The sequence below is a fragment of the Variovorax sp. IB41 genome, assembly GCF_016405905.1.
In the GTDB taxonomy this organism is placed as follows: Bacteria; Pseudomonadota; Gammaproteobacteria; order Burkholderiales; family Burkholderiaceae_C; genus Variovorax.
Genome location: NZ_JAEFCB010000005.1, coordinates 171,452 through 185,734, shown reverse-complemented (window position 1 = coordinate 185,734; position 14,283 = coordinate 171,452). Strand labels below are relative to the sequence as shown.

The 14,283-nt window shown below is 64.2% G+C and carries 13 protein-coding genes; 4 read left to right on the top strand and 9 right to left on the bottom strand.

Going from position 1 to position 14,283, the window contains the following annotated elements:
- Positions 1 to 43 precede the first annotated feature (43 nt).
- From JC881_RS12600 to JC881_RS12585, 4 genes are all read right to left on the bottom strand, one after another.
- Positions 44 to 1,024: a tripartite tricarboxylate transporter substrate-binding protein gene (locus JC881_RS12600; RefSeq protein ID WP_198786045.1), complete on the bottom strand. Its 981-nt coding sequence runs from the start codon at positions 1,022 to 1,024 to the stop codon at positions 44 to 46.
- Positions 1,021 to 1,893, bottom strand: coding sequence for a LysR family transcriptional regulator (locus JC881_RS12595; protein ID WP_198786044.1), 873 nt, complete (start codon positions 1,891 to 1,893; stop codon positions 1,021 to 1,023). Before JC881_RS12595 ends, JC881_RS12600 begins: the two co-directional genes overlap by 4 nt.
- A 254-nt stretch (positions 1,894 to 2,147) precedes the next feature.
- A complete protein-coding gene (locus JC881_RS12590) occupies positions 2,148 to 2,624 on the bottom strand; it encodes a hypothetical protein (RefSeq protein ID WP_198786043.1) in 477 nt (158 codons plus the stop codon).
- A 37-nt stretch (positions 2,625 to 2,661) separates the two neighbouring features.
- A complete protein-coding gene (locus JC881_RS12585; protein WP_198786042.1) occupies positions 2,662 to 3,102 on the bottom strand; it encodes a hypothetical protein in 441 nt (146 codons plus the stop codon).
- A gap of 282 nt (positions 3,103 to 3,384) precedes the next feature.
- Between JC881_RS12585 and JC881_RS12580 the strand changes: the two genes are divergently transcribed.
- Both JC881_RS12580 and JC881_RS12575 read left to right on the top strand, forming a co-directional pair.
- A complete protein-coding gene (locus JC881_RS12580; protein ID WP_198786041.1) occupies positions 3,385 to 3,885 on the top strand; it encodes a hypothetical protein in 501 nt (166 codons plus the stop codon).
- An 87-nt stretch (positions 3,886 to 3,972) separates the two neighbouring features.
- Entirely contained in the window at positions 3,973 to 6,213 is a 2,241-nt protein-coding gene (locus tag JC881_RS12575) for a hypothetical protein (RefSeq protein ID WP_198786040.1), read from the top strand.
- A 347-nt stretch (positions 6,214 to 6,560) separates the two neighbouring features.
- Here JC881_RS12575 and JC881_RS12570 read toward each other — a convergent pair whose 3' ends face one another.
- Genes JC881_RS12570 through JC881_RS12560 form a run of 3 tightly spaced genes read right to left on the bottom strand, consistent with a single transcriptional unit; the run spans position 6,561 to position 9,386 of the window.
- On the bottom strand, positions 6,561 to 7,985 hold the full coding sequence (locus tag JC881_RS12570) for a hypothetical protein (RefSeq protein ID WP_198786039.1): 1,425 nt from the start codon (positions 7,983 to 7,985) through the stop codon (positions 6,561 to 6,563).
- Between the two features lie 49 nt (positions 7,986 to 8,034).
- Entirely contained in the window at positions 8,035 to 8,388 is a 354-nt protein-coding gene (locus JC881_RS12565; protein ID WP_198786038.1) for a hypothetical protein, read from the bottom strand.
- Positions 8,389 to 8,405: 17 nt separating this feature from the next.
- On the bottom strand, positions 8,406 to 9,386 hold the full coding sequence (locus JC881_RS12560; protein WP_198786037.1) for a tripartite tricarboxylate transporter substrate-binding protein: 981 nt from the start codon (positions 9,384 to 9,386) through the stop codon (positions 8,406 to 8,408).
- Positions 9,387 to 9,837: 451 nt separating this feature from the next.
- On the opposite strand from JC881_RS12560, the gene JC881_RS12555 reads away from it, so the two are divergent.
- Positions 9,838 to 10,107, top strand: a complete 270-nt coding sequence (locus tag JC881_RS12555) for a hypothetical protein (protein ID WP_198786036.1) — start codon at positions 9,838 to 9,840, stop codon at positions 10,105 to 10,107.
- A 199-nt stretch (positions 10,108 to 10,306) separates the two neighbouring features.
- Here the strand turns inward: JC881_RS12555 and JC881_RS12550 are convergent, their stop codons facing one another.
- Complete coding sequence (locus tag JC881_RS12550) at positions 10,307 to 10,939, bottom strand: restriction endonuclease (RefSeq protein ID WP_198786035.1); 633 nt, start codon at positions 10,937 to 10,939, stop codon at positions 10,307 to 10,309.
- 161 nt (positions 10,940 to 11,100) lie between these two features.
- On the opposite strand from JC881_RS12550, the gene JC881_RS12545 reads away from it, so the two are divergent.
- On the top strand, positions 11,101 to 12,105 hold the full coding sequence (locus JC881_RS12545) for a restriction endonuclease (RefSeq protein ID WP_198786034.1): 1,005 nt from the start codon (positions 11,101 to 11,103) through the stop codon (positions 12,103 to 12,105).
- Positions 12,106 to 12,444: 339 nt separating this feature from the next.
- On the opposite strand, the gene JC881_RS12540 is transcribed toward JC881_RS12545, so the two are convergent.
- Positions 12,445 to 14,283 (bottom strand): UvrD-helicase domain-containing protein, encoded by a 1,839-nt coding sequence (locus JC881_RS12540; RefSeq protein ID WP_198786033.1) that lies wholly within the window; start codon positions 14,281 to 14,283, stop codon positions 12,445 to 12,447.

The window sequence follows — 14,283 nt, the reverse complement described above, 5'->3', positions numbered from 1 at the left end:
GCGCGGTGGGGATGGAAGGCGGGCACGCGCAGCAGGTGCCCGCTCAGTCCAGCCTGATCCCCGTGCGCTTGGCCAGCGCCGCGTACTTCTCGATCTGCTGTCGCAGGAACGCCGCGAAGACCTCCGGCGGCTCGACCGAGACGACGACGCCGTCGCCGGCCAGCCGGTCGCGGATGTGCGGGGTCTGCAGCGTTCTTGCGATCTCGGTGCTCAGCGTTTCGACGAAGCGCGCCGGCGTGCGGGCCGGCGCGACGAAGCCGTAGAAGCCGACCAGCTCGAAGCCGGGCACCGACTCCGCAATGGCGGGCAGCTGCGGATACGCCGCGGCCCGCCGCGCGCTCGTGATGCCCAGCGCCCGGATGCGCCGTGCCCGCAGGTGCGGCAGCGCGGACTCCAGCGTCACGAACGCGAGCGGCAAGTCGCCGCCCATCAGCGCGCGGTAGACCTGCGAGCTGCCGTTGTAGGGCACATGCGCGAGCGGCACATCGGCCTCGATGGCGAGCAGCTCGCCGGCCAGGTGCGACACCGAGCCGATGCCCAGCGATGCGTACTGCAGCGGCGGATCGGCGCGCTGCGCCAGCGCGATCACGTCGGCCACGCTGCGGGCGGCGAAGTCCGCCTGCGCGACCAGCACGACGATCGAATGGCCGCCGAGCAGGACGGGCTTGAAATCGGTCAGCGCGTTGTACGGCATGTGCTGGCGCATCGCCTGGTTCACGGCGTGCGGCGAGAACACGATGCCGAAGGTGTTGCCATCGGGCGCGGCCGTCGCCACCGCCTGCGTGCCGATGATCATGCCGCCGCCCGGCCGGTTGTCGATGAACACCGGCCGCTCGAGCGTGCCCGCGAGCTCCTTGGCGACAAGGCGCGCCATGAAGTCGGCGGCACCACCGGGCGCCTGCGGCACGATCATGCGCAATGCCCTGCCCGTTCCGTTGGCGGCCGACGCGTCGCGGCCGCACAGGCCGGCCGCCGCCATGGCGGCGAGCATCGCGCGCCGCGTGACCGACGTAGCGCCGTTCACCGCCGCAGCCTGCGCGACGCGCGCCGGAACTCGGCCGCGAGCGCCGCGGCCGGTGCGGTCAGCGGCCGCATCGTCGGGGTCATCAGGTACTGCACGGCCGGCGGCAGGTCGAGCGCGATGGGCAGCACCTTCAGCAGCCCCTCTGCCCGCAGCGGCTCCAGCGCGGCCAGGCTGTTGAGCGTCACGCAGTCGCTCTGCAGCAGCATGGAGATCAACGCGCTCGACGAATCGCAATGCGCCACCAGCGTCGGGTCGGGCAGGCCGTGTTTGCGCATGAGCGAGACGATCCCCGGCCCGCCGGTCTGCTGCACGCTGTAGAGCCAGCCGTAGGGCACCAGGCTCGCGAGGTCGCGCGCATCGGCCGCCGGGTGGCCCGCGCGCACGACGACGCCCAGGTCGGAGCTGCACAACTGCTCGGTGTGCAGGTCGGAGACGCTCTGGTCGGTGGGCAACGGGCCGACCGCGAAATCGATCTTCGCTTCGCGCAGCGCCGCGATCGTCGACGACGAGCGGCCGCCCAGCACGCTGACCAGCGCGTTGGGTGTGTGTTCGCGAAAACGCGCCACGGCCACCGGCAGCAGCATGGACTCCGCGGTGGCCGAGAGGCCCACCGTGATGAGCTTGTGCGTGTCGCCGCTGAGGCTGTCGATCTCCTCCTGCATGTGGCGCAGCTCCGCATCGACGATGCGTGCGCGGCGCAGCACGATGCGACCGAATTCCGTGGGCTCGACACCGCGCGCGGAGCGCACCAGCAACGGCACGCCCAATGATTTTTCGAGCGCGGTGAGGTTCTTGCTGACGGCGGCCTGCGCAAGGCCAAGCTTGCGCGCGGCGGATCGAACACTGCCTGTTTCGATGACGGCTATCAAATCTCTTAAATGGGCCTCGCGCACAGTGTCTCGTATGTAGTTTTCGTTGTGATCTAAACGATTATCCGGCAATGCCCCATTCGGCGCAGTGCAATCGCAAGCGCGCGCAGGGGCGCAGCGCAACGCCGCCACGCTGTGCGAATCCTCAAAAGTGCGTGAGCGCGACAGCCCGTCTGCCTACCTGCGGTGAACGAGTTAACCGATGGTGTGCGCATGGCGCGCGAAGGCCACGGCCCGCCGTGGAACGAGCGCCTTCAGGGCGCCGCGACCCGCGGTGGTTGCGCCCAGACCTTGTCGCTCGACCAGTGGAAGTGGACGATGCGAAAGCTCTCGCCCGCGCGGCGCACGATCGCCGTCTCCTGCATCACCTGGTCGATCGGCTTGCCATCGGGCAGCTTGCCGGTGACGCGGTAGGTGCTGAGCACCCAGCGCTCGTTGCCGCTGCCGCCCACGCGCCGGGCCTGCAAGGCCCAGTCGGACACGGCAGCCATGTCGATGTCGCCCGGCAGATGACTCAACGCATAGGCCTCGACCGTCGGGTCCGTCACGCCGAACTCGAACACCAGCAGCGAACGGTCCAGGTACGAGAGCGCACCGCCCGTGTCCTTGCGCTTGAGCGCGGCGTGAAAGCCGTCCACCGCATCGGCCGGCAGCTTCACGGTCTGTGCCCACGCCGTGCCGGCCAGGGCCAGGCTCGCGGCGAGCAGCAGGCGTGCACCGCGGCCGATCATCGTGATCGTCGTGTTCGTCGTCCTTTCGCGCGATGACTTACGCATTGGCATCGACCAGCTTGGGGTCGATCAATTCGATGACGACGATGTCGCCCTCGGTCACGCCTTCCATCGAAGGATCGGTGTTGCGCACCGTCAGCTCGTCGGGCGTATTGCTCTTGAGCCACAAGGTCTTGCCGAACATCTTTCCGCGGATGAAGGTCAGCCGCCAGCCGCGCAACTCGTTGCGCTTGGGCGCCACCATGCCCGGGCCGATCGGCTCGAAGCGCAGCGTGGAAATGCGCCCCGCCTTGCCGGCCTGGCCCACGCGGGTCACCTTGGCGGTGAAGCGCCGCACCGCGGGGTCGACCGCGTCGTGACCGGCGATCTGCACCCCATCGAGGCGCACCGTATCGGCCACCGCGTGCTGCGTGAGCAGCAAGGCCGCGGCCACCGCTGACGCGCGCACGCCGGCCAGGCTCCATGTCGTCAGCAACATCGTTGTCTCTTGCCTGTTCTGAAAGTCGGCGATGTTACCGGCGCAACGCGCGCGTGCAAGGGCTGGCAACGCATCGCGATCGGCGTGCGAGCGCGAAGAAAACCGCGCGACTTTCGTGCCGCGGCGCGAGTGTCCGCGCGGCTTTGCGGCAGGCGCGTCGCGTCGATTCATGTGCTCACCTGCGATGAACGAGTCAACCGTTGGTCATCTTCTGAAGCACCGGATTCACAACTAATCTCTCCGGCCACTCCACACCACATTCACCCCGACATGCCGGCTTCCGTGACGACTCGCACCCGCTGGCTCTTGTGGCTCGTGACGGCGCTCGTTGTCGTCGTGGCCGCACAGTGGTGGTGGTCGTCGTCCGAGGACGCGGTGGTGCCAACGCCGGTGGCGCCGACTGCACCCTTCGCATCCGCACCCGTCCCGCCGATCGCTCCAGCGCCGATGCCACCGGCAGCGAAGCCGGTCGATGCCGCACTGTCCGCGTCATCGCTCAAGCTCGTCGGCACGGTCGTGGCGGCCGATGGCGCCGACAGCTTCGCGCTCATGCGTCGCACGGCCGACGCGCAACTGGTGCAACTGCGCGTCGGCGCGCACGTCGAGGGCCTCACCGTCAGCGCGATCGGCGCCGACAACGTCGTGCTGGCCGGCGCGGGCCAGGCCATCGTGATCGAAGCCGACAGAACCGTCGCAGTGCCGGCACCGTCCCGCGCACCTCCTCCTCATGCCCCGGACGTGGAACCGGCATGGGCGGGAGACCCCGCCCCCTTCGGACATTGAGGCCAAGACGCTCCCCTGCTCCCTGCTCCCTGCCCCCTGCTCCCTGCCCCCTGCTCCCCGCGTTTTTTTGACAGAGAAAGAAGAACCATGAAAAGAAGACAACCCTCCAAAACCAACCTGTTGTTGATTGCGTCCCTCACCAGCGCGCTGCTGCTGGCCGCGTGCGGCGGCAGCAACGACAGCGGCGGCGCGCCGCCATTCATCATTCCGCCGGCACAGCCGCCCGCCGGCGCCGGGCAGCCACCCGCCGACACCACGCCCGTCGCGCAGGACTACGTGACACCCCCCAGGATCTGCGAGCCCGGGCTCGGCGACCAGGGCGAGCCGGGCGTCAACGGCCACATCCCCAAATCGGCCATGTACGACGCCACCGCCAACCCCGATGGCTTCCAGGGCTACTGGTGCGGCGCGAGAAAGGTCGCGCAGCACACGCTCTTCGGCCGCGGCGCCTTCGGCGACCTGCAGATCAAGGCCAAGGGCTCGACGCGTTGCGCCTATGCCTCCAACCGCGACGGCGCGGCCGGCGGCGATGCGGCGCTCACCACCGGCATCATCGTGTTCGACATGAAGACGCCCTCCAGGATGCAGGTCGTGCCCGCGAGCGGCGACACCACGGTCGTGGGCACCGCGCCGTCGGCCAGCGTCGCGGCCACGAGCACCAACAAGTTCGGCGAAGAGACCAGCGCCACCACGCCCGTCAACCCGAACGGCAAGATCCTGCGCACGCCCGCGGCGCTCGAAGCCTACTCGGGCCTGGAGCTCTCGGGTGACCTGCTGGTGGCCGGCTACAAGGACAACAAGATGGTGGACGTCTACGACGTCAGCGACTGCCTGCACCCGGTGCCGCTGAACGCGAGCTATCAGTCCTCCGGCGGCCACCACGACGGCTGGCTCTCGCCGGACGGCAAGACCTGGTACGGCGTGCCCTTCGGCACCACGGCCAAGGACGGCGGCACGACGCTCATCACCGGCGGCACATCGCCCACCGACGAGAACTTTGCCAACTACACCATCGACAACAAGCGCGTCGACCTGCACATCACCAGCCTGGACGATCCGAAGAACCCCAAGCTGCTGCTGAGCTGGAACCGCTCGCAGTTGCCCGACGAAGTGAAGAGCAACAAGAACTGGCGGATCATGGCCGCCACCAACGTGCATGACGTCAGCACCAACCCCGACGGCACGCGCATCTATCTGGCGGTGTACGGCGGCGGCGGCCAGGTGGCCGGCAACCTGCCGACCGCGAGCACGACGTTCTGGCGCGACCAGAGCTGCGCCAACGGCCTGCTGGTCATGGACTCGAGCGACATCGTCAAGCGCGTGGCCGATCCGAAGCTGAAGTACGTGAGCTTCCTCTCGTGGTGCGACCAGCAGCCCGACCCCGAGTTCGAGCAAGGCGGCTATGCGCGCATGACCTCGACCTCGGCGACGCATGCGACCGAATGGGTGCGGCACGTCAACGGCAAGGAATACATCGTCTCGACCGACGAGTCGTATGCCCTGACGACCAGCGACACCAACGGCCTGCCCAACCAGTGCAAGCAGCAGAGCTTCGGCCGCATGATCGACATCTCGGACGAAAAGCACCCCAAGATCGTCGGCACCTTCGAGCAGGACGCGAACAAGGCCAGCGTCTGCCCGACGCTGGTGGCGCAAGGCGGCAACGTGCCGATGATTCACTACCTGAACTTCGACGACCGCAACAACATGCGCGTGGCGGTGTACGCGGCGGCCTCGGGCGGCATTCGTTTCGCCGACTGGACCGACCCGACGAGCCCGAAGGAAATCGGCTACTACGTCGCACGCCGCAACACGCCCAGCAAGATGGACTTCTCGCGCCCCGACCCGCGCTACGACGCCGAGAACTGCCTGTACTACACGGGCTGGAACCAGGGCGGCCTGGTGTCGATCGAGCTGACCAACCCGCAGTACAACGCGTGCATGAGCCGCAGCGCGAGCGTCAAGGGCAAAGTGGCCACGGCGCAGGGCGACGTCACGGTTTCGCTGGAAGCCAGCCGCGGCAAGAACGGCCCGACCGCCAGCCTCGCCATCGACGGCGTGGGTAACAAGGTGCAGCTGACTTCGGTCACGCGCCTGGGCTCGGCCATCGATGCGGATGGCGCGCAGGTCACGGCGACGAAGAACTCGGTGCAGATCGACGGCGAAGGCACCTTCAACGACCAGCCGGCGAAGTTCCGCCTTCAGGTGACCGACAACGGCGCGAACAAGGGCTTCTTCTCGCTGACCTGCACCGAGGGCTGCTCGTTCACGACCAACGGTTATCTGCAGGGAGGCGGGAAGCTGTCGGTGGCGAATGTGAAGAGCTGATTCAGATCCCGGGTCGCACTGGCTGCCCTCCCCCTAAAAAGCCCCCGGCTCGCGATGAGCCGGGGGCTTTTTCTTTTGGCCTCGGCCAGTTCGCGTGCTTTGCCGATGCCGGGGGTTTGCTGCTCACGCTTCGTGCCGCGGCCGCTGCTTCATTGCGCGATGGCTCGCGCTGAGCCATGGGCCGAGCGATCTCGACGTGGCTGCGATCGACGATTGGAGTTCGCGAGCCCTGCGTTGGCGCAACGGCAAAGAGCGCTGAGCGCTGAGCGCTGAGCGCCGAGCACCTGCCGCATCAGCGGCGAGGCACCCGGCGGCAGGGCGATATCAGGTGAAGCGAAAGACGGCGATCAGCCCACGATGGGCTGCGCCATGATCCAGAGGCTCAGGCTCGTGTAAGCCACCATCAGCACGAGCATCGGCACCTGGCTCAGCAGCGCCGCACGGTGGCTCGCGAAGCGGCGCGTCGCCTCGATGTGCGCGACGATGACCGCCAGCACATGGCCCACGACGATCAGCGTGACGGCCGTGTACCAGTACCCGGCCGGGCTCACGATGCCCAGGTTGACGGCCTGCCCGCGCGTGCCGAACAGGTTCCAGCCCCAGCCGAACGGGTCCGACGCGAGCGGGACGATGAACTGCCCCGTGGTCAGCAGCAGCGATGCGTAGTGCGCGAGGTGGTAGGCCACGGCGATCGGCACCAGGCTCCAGACCATCGCGTTCAGGTCCGCATGCGCCGCGCTGCCGGCCAGGCGCAGCATGCACGCGCTCACGACGCGAAAGATCAGCACGAAGGCGAGCGGAAACAGCAGCAGCACCACGGTGTTGAGCCACTGCGTCTCGTCCATGCCCGTGGCGGAAGACAGCGCGAACAGCGCTTCGGCCACCGGGCGCGCGGTCTGCGCGGCGGTGCCGATGCTGTCCATCAGCGGCGTTTCGTGGAAGCCGTCGAAGGTGACCGTGGCGAGCATCAAGAGCACGAACGCGGCGACCGAGTTGGGCACCTCCTCCTCCGTCAGCAAGCCCGCGGCGTAAGGACGCAGGCGCAAGCGTGCGGGCTCCGTCGGCGTCGAACTGCGCAGCTCGAGCGGCGCGAAGCGGCCCAGCACGCGGAACACCATCGCGAAGGCATCGGCGCGGCTGCGCCACGCCTCCACGCCGAACAGCAGCATGCCGCACCAGCTCAACGCCGCGTAGGCCAGCAAGGCGGAGGCGAGCGCGCGGGGCACGTCCTTGTCCTGCCAGACCAGCTCGGCCCACGCGAAGGCGAAGAACAGAATGACCGCGGGCCATGCGCCCAGCCACGCGGGCCACGGCAGGTTCAGCGATTCGCGGCGGCCGGTCACGCGAGCGATGGCGCGGGCGACCGCGCGATACACCGTGGGCAGCGGATTGACGACTTCCCACAGGTCGCCGACAAGCGCGCAGAAGAACGCCATGCCGACCCACCACAGCACCCAGACCATCGTGACGATCAGGTTCGCATACGCGTCGTCGTTGCCGAGGAAGCCGGTGGCCAGCGTCAGCGCGAACACCGCGCAGCTCACGACGCGCAGCACCACCGCGAGCGGGTGCGCCGCGCGGCGCAGCGCCGCGAATTGCAGCAGGTCGACGCTGCGCAGGAACGCCGCGCCAAAGTCGCGCCGCCGCGCGAACAACGCGAGCGCCACGAAGGTCAGCACGAGCGTCGCGCCCGCCCCCGTGAGCCAGAGCCACAGCGGCAGCGGCAGGTCGAAGCGCTGGCCGAAGCCATGCGCGTTGGCGCGTCCGGTCACGCACGCCGCGGCGAAGCCGAAGGCGGATCGAAAGGAGTTCAGAGCGCGCCTACGGGTGGACTTCGATGAACATCACCGCGCGGTGATTGCCCGCCCCCTCGCGATGCTCGTGCACCGGAAAGCGCCCCGCCAGGTCGGCCTTGAAGGCCATGAGCGCGGGCGCGGGCGGCGCCACCTTCGTCTCGATGTCGTAGCCGTGCAGGTGCAGCACCAGGGGCTGGTCGCTCACCACGCTCACCTGCACCTGGTCGCCCTGCTTCACCTTCAGCGTGTCGTCGCCCTTGATGCGGCCGCCCACCAGTTCGACCGAGAACTTCGGCGAGGCCGCCAGGGCGGCGCCCGCGAACGGCGCCAGCACGGCCAGCGCGAGAAGCTGTACCCGGAGGCGATTCGGATTCGTCATGACGTTTTTCATGCGCATCACTCCGCGGTCTGCCCGGCCGCCTTGATGACCGCGCCCCACTTCTGGATCTCGGCTTCGACGAACTTCTTGTGCTCCGGCCCGTTGACCCGCGCGTCGCTGATGATGACCGCGCCCAGCCCTTCTTGGCTCTTGACGAAGGCCGGGTCTTTCAGCGCCACCTTCAGCGCCGCGTTGAGCTTGTCGGTGATCGCCTTGGGCGTGCCCTTGGGCGCGAAGAGGCCGTGCCAGATGCTCACGTTGAAGCCCTTCAGCCCGCTCTCGTCCAGCGTCGGCAGCGCGGCCAGCGCGGGCGTCTTCAGGCGCTTTTGCGTCGTTACCGCGTAGGCGCGCACCATGTCGCCTTCGATCTGCGCGGTGGTGTTGGTGGTCTGGTCGCACATCACGTCCACCTGGCCGCCGATGAGGTCGGTCATGGCGGGCGCGGTGCCCTTGTAGGGGATGGTCTGCACGTCGATCTTCAGCGCGCTCTGCAGCATCAGGCCGCACAGGTGCGAGGCCGAGCCGATGCCCGCGTTGGCCAGGTTGGTCTTGCTCGCGTTGGCTTCGAGCCACTTGCGCAGCTCGGCGAAGTTGGTGGCCGGCAGCGTCTTCTTGCTGATGACCGTCATCGGCACTTCGTTGATGAGGCCCAGGTACTCGAAGCCGTTCAGCGTGTCGTAGGGGAGCTTGCGGTACAGCGCGGGCGAGGTCGCCATGCTCACGTGATGCAGCAGCAGCGTGTAGCCGTCGTTGGCCGCGCGCGCCGCCTTGGCCGCGCCGAGCGTGCCGCCCGCGCCGCCGCTGTTGTCCACGGCGATGGCGACGTTGCCCAGCTGTTTGCGCATCGCCTCGGCGAAGTCGCGCGCCACCTTGTCGGTCGGCCCGCCGGCGGCGAACGGCACCACGAGCGTGATCGGCTTGTCGGGATACTCGGCGAAGGCAGGGAGTGCGGCGATGGCCGAGATCGCCATTGCGATCGCCAGGAAGCGCTTCTTCATTGATTGTTGTCTCGAGGGATAGGAAGCCGAAAATCCTATCCATCGCCTGCGCCGGGCAGAAGATGCCCGGTTGTTAAGGCAGTCACTTTAGGTGAACGCTGGGGGCCGATGTGCGCTGCGCATGCAGTCAATGCCGACGCATTTCGCGGACTCGAAGCGATGATGAAGCGAAACCTGCGCAATTCGAGAATTACTAGCGCATTCAGTTTCCCCGCCCGCGCCGTCTCTCTCTAAAGTGGATGGCCCCGTCACTCAACGACCCACTCTGTGGGCAAGGAAGGCATCACACGCAACAGCAACTGGTTGGATGAACCGCACCGCTTCGCGGCGGGCTTCTGTGCGATGCGCATGGAGGCGAACGCGAAGCAGAAAGGCGACGGTCGGGGGAGGTTCAGCCCCCCGACCGTCTGACCACATGACGTGCAATTACTTTGGAAAGAAGGCACACCACATGGCTAGACGAACTATAGCCCGGCCTCCCACGCCGGTACCTCCCGACGCCCCGACCATCACGGACGGCCCCAGCGCATCGGATCATCTCGAAAACAAACTCGCGCAATTGAAGTCGCTGCTGTGGTGCTGCCACGGCGAAGGCATCGATTGGTCCGGCGGGCCCGCGCCAGGGCATCTGGAGAACGTGATCTGGATCGCGGCGGAGATGGTGGATGCGGCGGTGGAGTTGCATCAGCAGTGCGCCAGCGCGTATCTCTTGCGGACCTGATGCGGGTTGGCCAGCCTAAAAAGCTACGGCGCGTGTACGGCGACGCGTCACTGCGCCGGCTGGCCGACGTCGATTGAAGCGGTGATGCAAGGGTGTCTTGCATCGCCTGTGCTGAAGATGCATCTGAGGGTTCGGTTGTATTGAAAGTGCGCCAAAGAACACATCACACACCGAGACCATCATGGGCCATCGTGCGCAACTAAGGAAGGTCCCACTGCTTCGCTTCGTCCACGACTTCCCTCGTGTAGGCAATCACCTCTTCTAGGGTTTGGAACTGAATTCCTTTGGTTGCGTAAAGAACGGGGTACTTTCCTTCCGAGGCGTCCTGCAGCAACAGCTCGCATACTGATAACTCGGAGGACAACCTAAGCCTATTGAAATCGTACTCATACTCGTCTGATTTTCGCTTCAGCTCCATCAGTCTTGACTTAGCCTTGCGAACTACCCAAGTGGTTTGGCCCAATTGAAGATCGATTGCGAATCGATCTGTGGCTTGCGATAAATCCTCGAGACTTGTCAGGGTAATGTTGGAACTTCGCGCTGCGAGCAGCGCTCCCGATTGGAAGCCAACCTCCGAAAGAAGAAACCCCCGGTCGGCACCGACGTCTTGTACTATTGCCGCGAGAGCCATGACCTTTTCCTTTGGAATATTGCTCTTCCAAGCCTTGCATTCGATTACCCACTTGAACCCGATTCCGCCATAGCTTCCCGTAGCAAATACATCTATGACGTGCGTGCCGCGTGCTCCTTGAAGCTCGAACTCAATTCGCGCGTCGAGCCCAATCGAAGCGAAGAATTGCTTAGCTTGTTTCTGATAGTCCGACCAATGCATAGTGCTTTCCTCAAACGCGCAGGTGATGGAGCGATGTCGAGACGCTGATAGCCAGAAATTGGTAATGAGGCAACCAGCTCAAGATAGTAGGCATTCAATCTCATCACGGCGCGAGATTTGCGCGGAATGGTAAATTTTTGATCAACTCTGAGAGAGACAAAGTGGCAGACCTTCAAATGCTTCGACACGACGAGTTTGAGAAACTGGTCGGTGTTTTGCTGAAGAGAACGGGCCACCGAATTCTTAGTGAACCGAGTCGTCCGGGGTCTCGCGGCCCTGATTTTGAAACGCTCTCACCTGATGGGCGTCATGTGGTGGTCGAGGTGAAGCACCTGAACTGGGCTAGAGGAATCGGCAAGTCGGCAATCCTCCAGTTAGCTGGTGACCTGGAGCGCTATCGGCAGCAGTACGCTGGCGCCGAGGCACTACTAGTGCTCTCCGAGCCACTAACCTCAGAAGCCGCACAGGCACTCGCCAAGGCGACTGAGAACACTGGAATTGCAGTGTGGGATGGCAACGCGGTCCTGTCGCAGATCGCGAGCCAACCAGACCTTCAACGGGTCATCCAGTCGTCCATTTCTTCGAAAGAGCATCTGGAGTCGAAATTCGAGGAGTTGATGCGAGACGCCCCTGGCCGTGCAGACGAACTTTGCGAAAAGCTTCGAGGACTTGCTTGCGGGCGCGATACATGGCGCGAGTACGAGCGTGTCTGCACTGAGATACTCACATATGTGTTCACTCCCGATCTAGCTGCGCCCGACATCCAAAGTCGCAGTGACGACGGATTGGACATCATCGATGCGGTATTTCCCATCAGATCGAATCACGCACCTTGGTCCCTCGTACGCGCGGAGTATCGGACGCGCTTCGTCGTAGCTGAGTTTAAGAATTACTGCGACGCGATCGGGCAGGCCCAAGTCGAATCGATAGCTCAATATCTTTGGCGACCAGCGCAACGCTTCTTCGGGCTTCTAGTTTCGCGCTCTGCCCCGAGCTCTAACGCACTAGCGCAGCGGCGAAGAAAATGGCTTGATGAGGAGAAGTGCATCGTGTTCCTTACGGACGAAGATTTATGCGAGATGATTCAACTGAAGGCAGCCAAGGGGCAGCCCTTTGATGTCATAGACCTGCAACTAGAAGACTTCTTCAGAAGCCTCACTCCGTAGTGCTTGTGAGTTAGGGGAAACGTCAATGCCTTCAGCATGTACTGCCAGAGTAGGCCCTTCGGACTCTCGTTGACTTTTCATGGCTAGCCACCTCGATTCTCGACTTGCAGGAATAGCCGAATTTATTCGTTGATGACGACTGCCTGCATCAGTCCGGACCGACATCGAACATTAAGCGGCCATCTGCTCGTGACAGATTTCCACCAGTCGACCCAATGCAAACCTAATGCTGGTTGGACCGGCCTGAGACTGAGATTAGGCGCGCGCGCAGCAATGTACTATCGCGCCGACCGAGCCCCTTCACGGAAGTAACGATGCAAGCGAGGCGAGGTCCGGGTGCTACGTCACGACGTGGATCTGATCAGGCCCCAGAAGCTTGCTGTCGATGAGTTCCGCCCGTGCTCCTTCAGGATCGGTAGTAAACATCAAGACACGCAGATCCTCCCTCGCACGCGAGAACGAGACATAGGCGAGCTTCTGGGTTAGGGATAGCTGCCTTTCTGTTGGCTGTCCGGCTGTAAGCGGAGTCAGGGCCTTGTTAAAGCTGTACTGATTCCACGCAGCCTCGACATCGTCATACACGACCATAACCTTTTCATATTCCTCGCCCTTCACCCCATGCTGTGTGCTGAAAGCCGTGTTGTTGGCGATGTAGTCGGCGTAGCTGGCGACTGAACCGCACGTCATCTGGAAGAGCGAATCTGCAAGCCAATCGCCCTTGTCGAGGCCGTGAACATCCTCATCAAACGCCTCAGTTCGAGGGGCGCGATCAAGATGCTCGCATAGCCTTTCGGAAGCCTCGACGATTTGCTTGTCGATACAGAAGCGCAGGATGGAGCCAACGGTCTCGGTGCCCCACAAAGCCTTCAGCTGACCAATGAGCGCGTTTGAGATCTCAATCATCAACTTCAGCGACTTTTCGGCGTTCAATCCGTCGACCGCGAAGGCAGGACTATCACGCCGCAGCAAATTGATTATCTGACGATCGTCGCCCTGCTCCTGCGCAGTGATCAGTGGGCAAATCGTCGAAAGAAAAGGTTTGAGAAGGAAATGCTCGCCGGCCTCGAAGGCATCTTGCGCTCGGGACGAGGCATAGTCCCCGGTGAAGAGACGGTTGAGATCGGAAAATCCCAGCCGCCGCGCAATCATTTGACGGGCGAGGAAAAGCTTTACGACTTCGTCGCGTCCCGCCCAACCCCAGTCCGCGACCGCCTCGTCCATGCGCGCCAGCGCGCGCTCAATCTGTTCCTCTGAATAGCGCCTGCGCGGCTCGGTTGGCTCTTCCGCCCTGACCAACCGGAACTCGACACTGCCTTCACATGCCTTGTTGTCGCCGGCGGCATATTGCTCGACGTCGCCGCGATAGGCGTTGAGAAGCCGAATGACGCTCATTGAACAGCGAAAGTTCTCGGTTTTCGTTATGACCTCGCCGCCTTCGGGTGGCGCGAAGGTTCCGGCGCTCCGGTCATAGATCTGCTGCCATGGGTCACCAAAATAGCCGATCACCGGTAGCCCCGTGCCGGCACAGACGAGATTCAGCCCTGCAACGATGCCCTCGAATGTGTCCTGCGCTTCATCGACGAAGATGTATGGGAAACGCAGACCGGTTACCCGCCTGAAGGTGGCATTTCTCGCAAACAGATAGGTCGCGATTTCAATGATGTCATCGTGGCCGATCTTCCCCTTGCCGTAATCGCTGAAGCTGGTATCGGCATATGCAAAAGTTTCGACGGAGCCCAGGGCAGCATGCTCCGCCGTCAGTCGTTCGATCTTGGCGCGGGCCTTCTGCGCTTTTTTACTCTTGCCGCCGTTATCGTCTTCCCTGGCCCTTTCGATAAGGGCGGGGATTCGGCTCTCACGTAGCGCCTCTCGAATATCGTCGTGGAAGCGGCTGATCTGCCCCCACAAAAAGCCGTGAAGCGTTGAGACTAGGTAGAGATCGTCGAACCCCAGCCGTGCCTGAATTACCTCAACTGCGCGTCTGGTGAAAGTGATACAGGCAATACGCTGACCATGCCGCCTAAGGGCCACCCCCTCGCGATCTCTAATTTGCCCGAGAGCATCGACCAGTGAGCTTGTCTTGCCCGACCCCGCGCCAGCAATCATCGCGAAGCTGCGGCGGTCATCCAGGCATTTGCGGACCAGAGCATCCGCTTTGCTTTCAACCCAGGTTCCCAT

Coding starts and splice junctions, on each gene's coding strand:
- JC881_RS12555 (WP_198786036.1), top strand. CDS start 9,838: ATGGCTAGACGAACTATAGCCCGGCCTCCCACGCCGGTACCTCCCGAC.
- JC881_RS12575 (WP_198786040.1), top strand. CDS start 3,973: ATGAAAAGAAGACAACCCTCCAAAACCAACCTGTTGTTGATTGCGTCC.
- JC881_RS12585 (WP_198786042.1), bottom strand. CDS start 3,102: ATGTTGCTGACGACATGGAGCCTGGCCGGCGTGCGCGCGTCAGCGGTG.
- JC881_RS12565 (WP_198786038.1), bottom strand. CDS start 8,388: ATGACGAATCCGAATCGCCTCCGGGTACAGCTTCTCGCGCTGGCCGTG.
- JC881_RS12540 (WP_198786033.1), bottom strand. CDS start 14,283: ATGGGAACCTGGGTTGAAAGCAAAGCGGATGCTCTGGTCCGCAAATGC.
- JC881_RS12550 (WP_198786035.1), bottom strand. CDS start 10,939: ATGCATTGGTCGGACTATCAGAAACAAGCTAAGCAATTCTTCGCTTCG.
- JC881_RS12560 (WP_198786037.1), bottom strand. CDS start 9,386: ATGAAGAAGCGCTTCCTGGCGATCGCAATGGCGATCTCGGCCATCGCC.
- JC881_RS12590 (WP_198786043.1), bottom strand. CDS start 2,624: ATGATCGGCCGCGGTGCACGCCTGCTGCTCGCCGCGAGCCTGGCCCTG.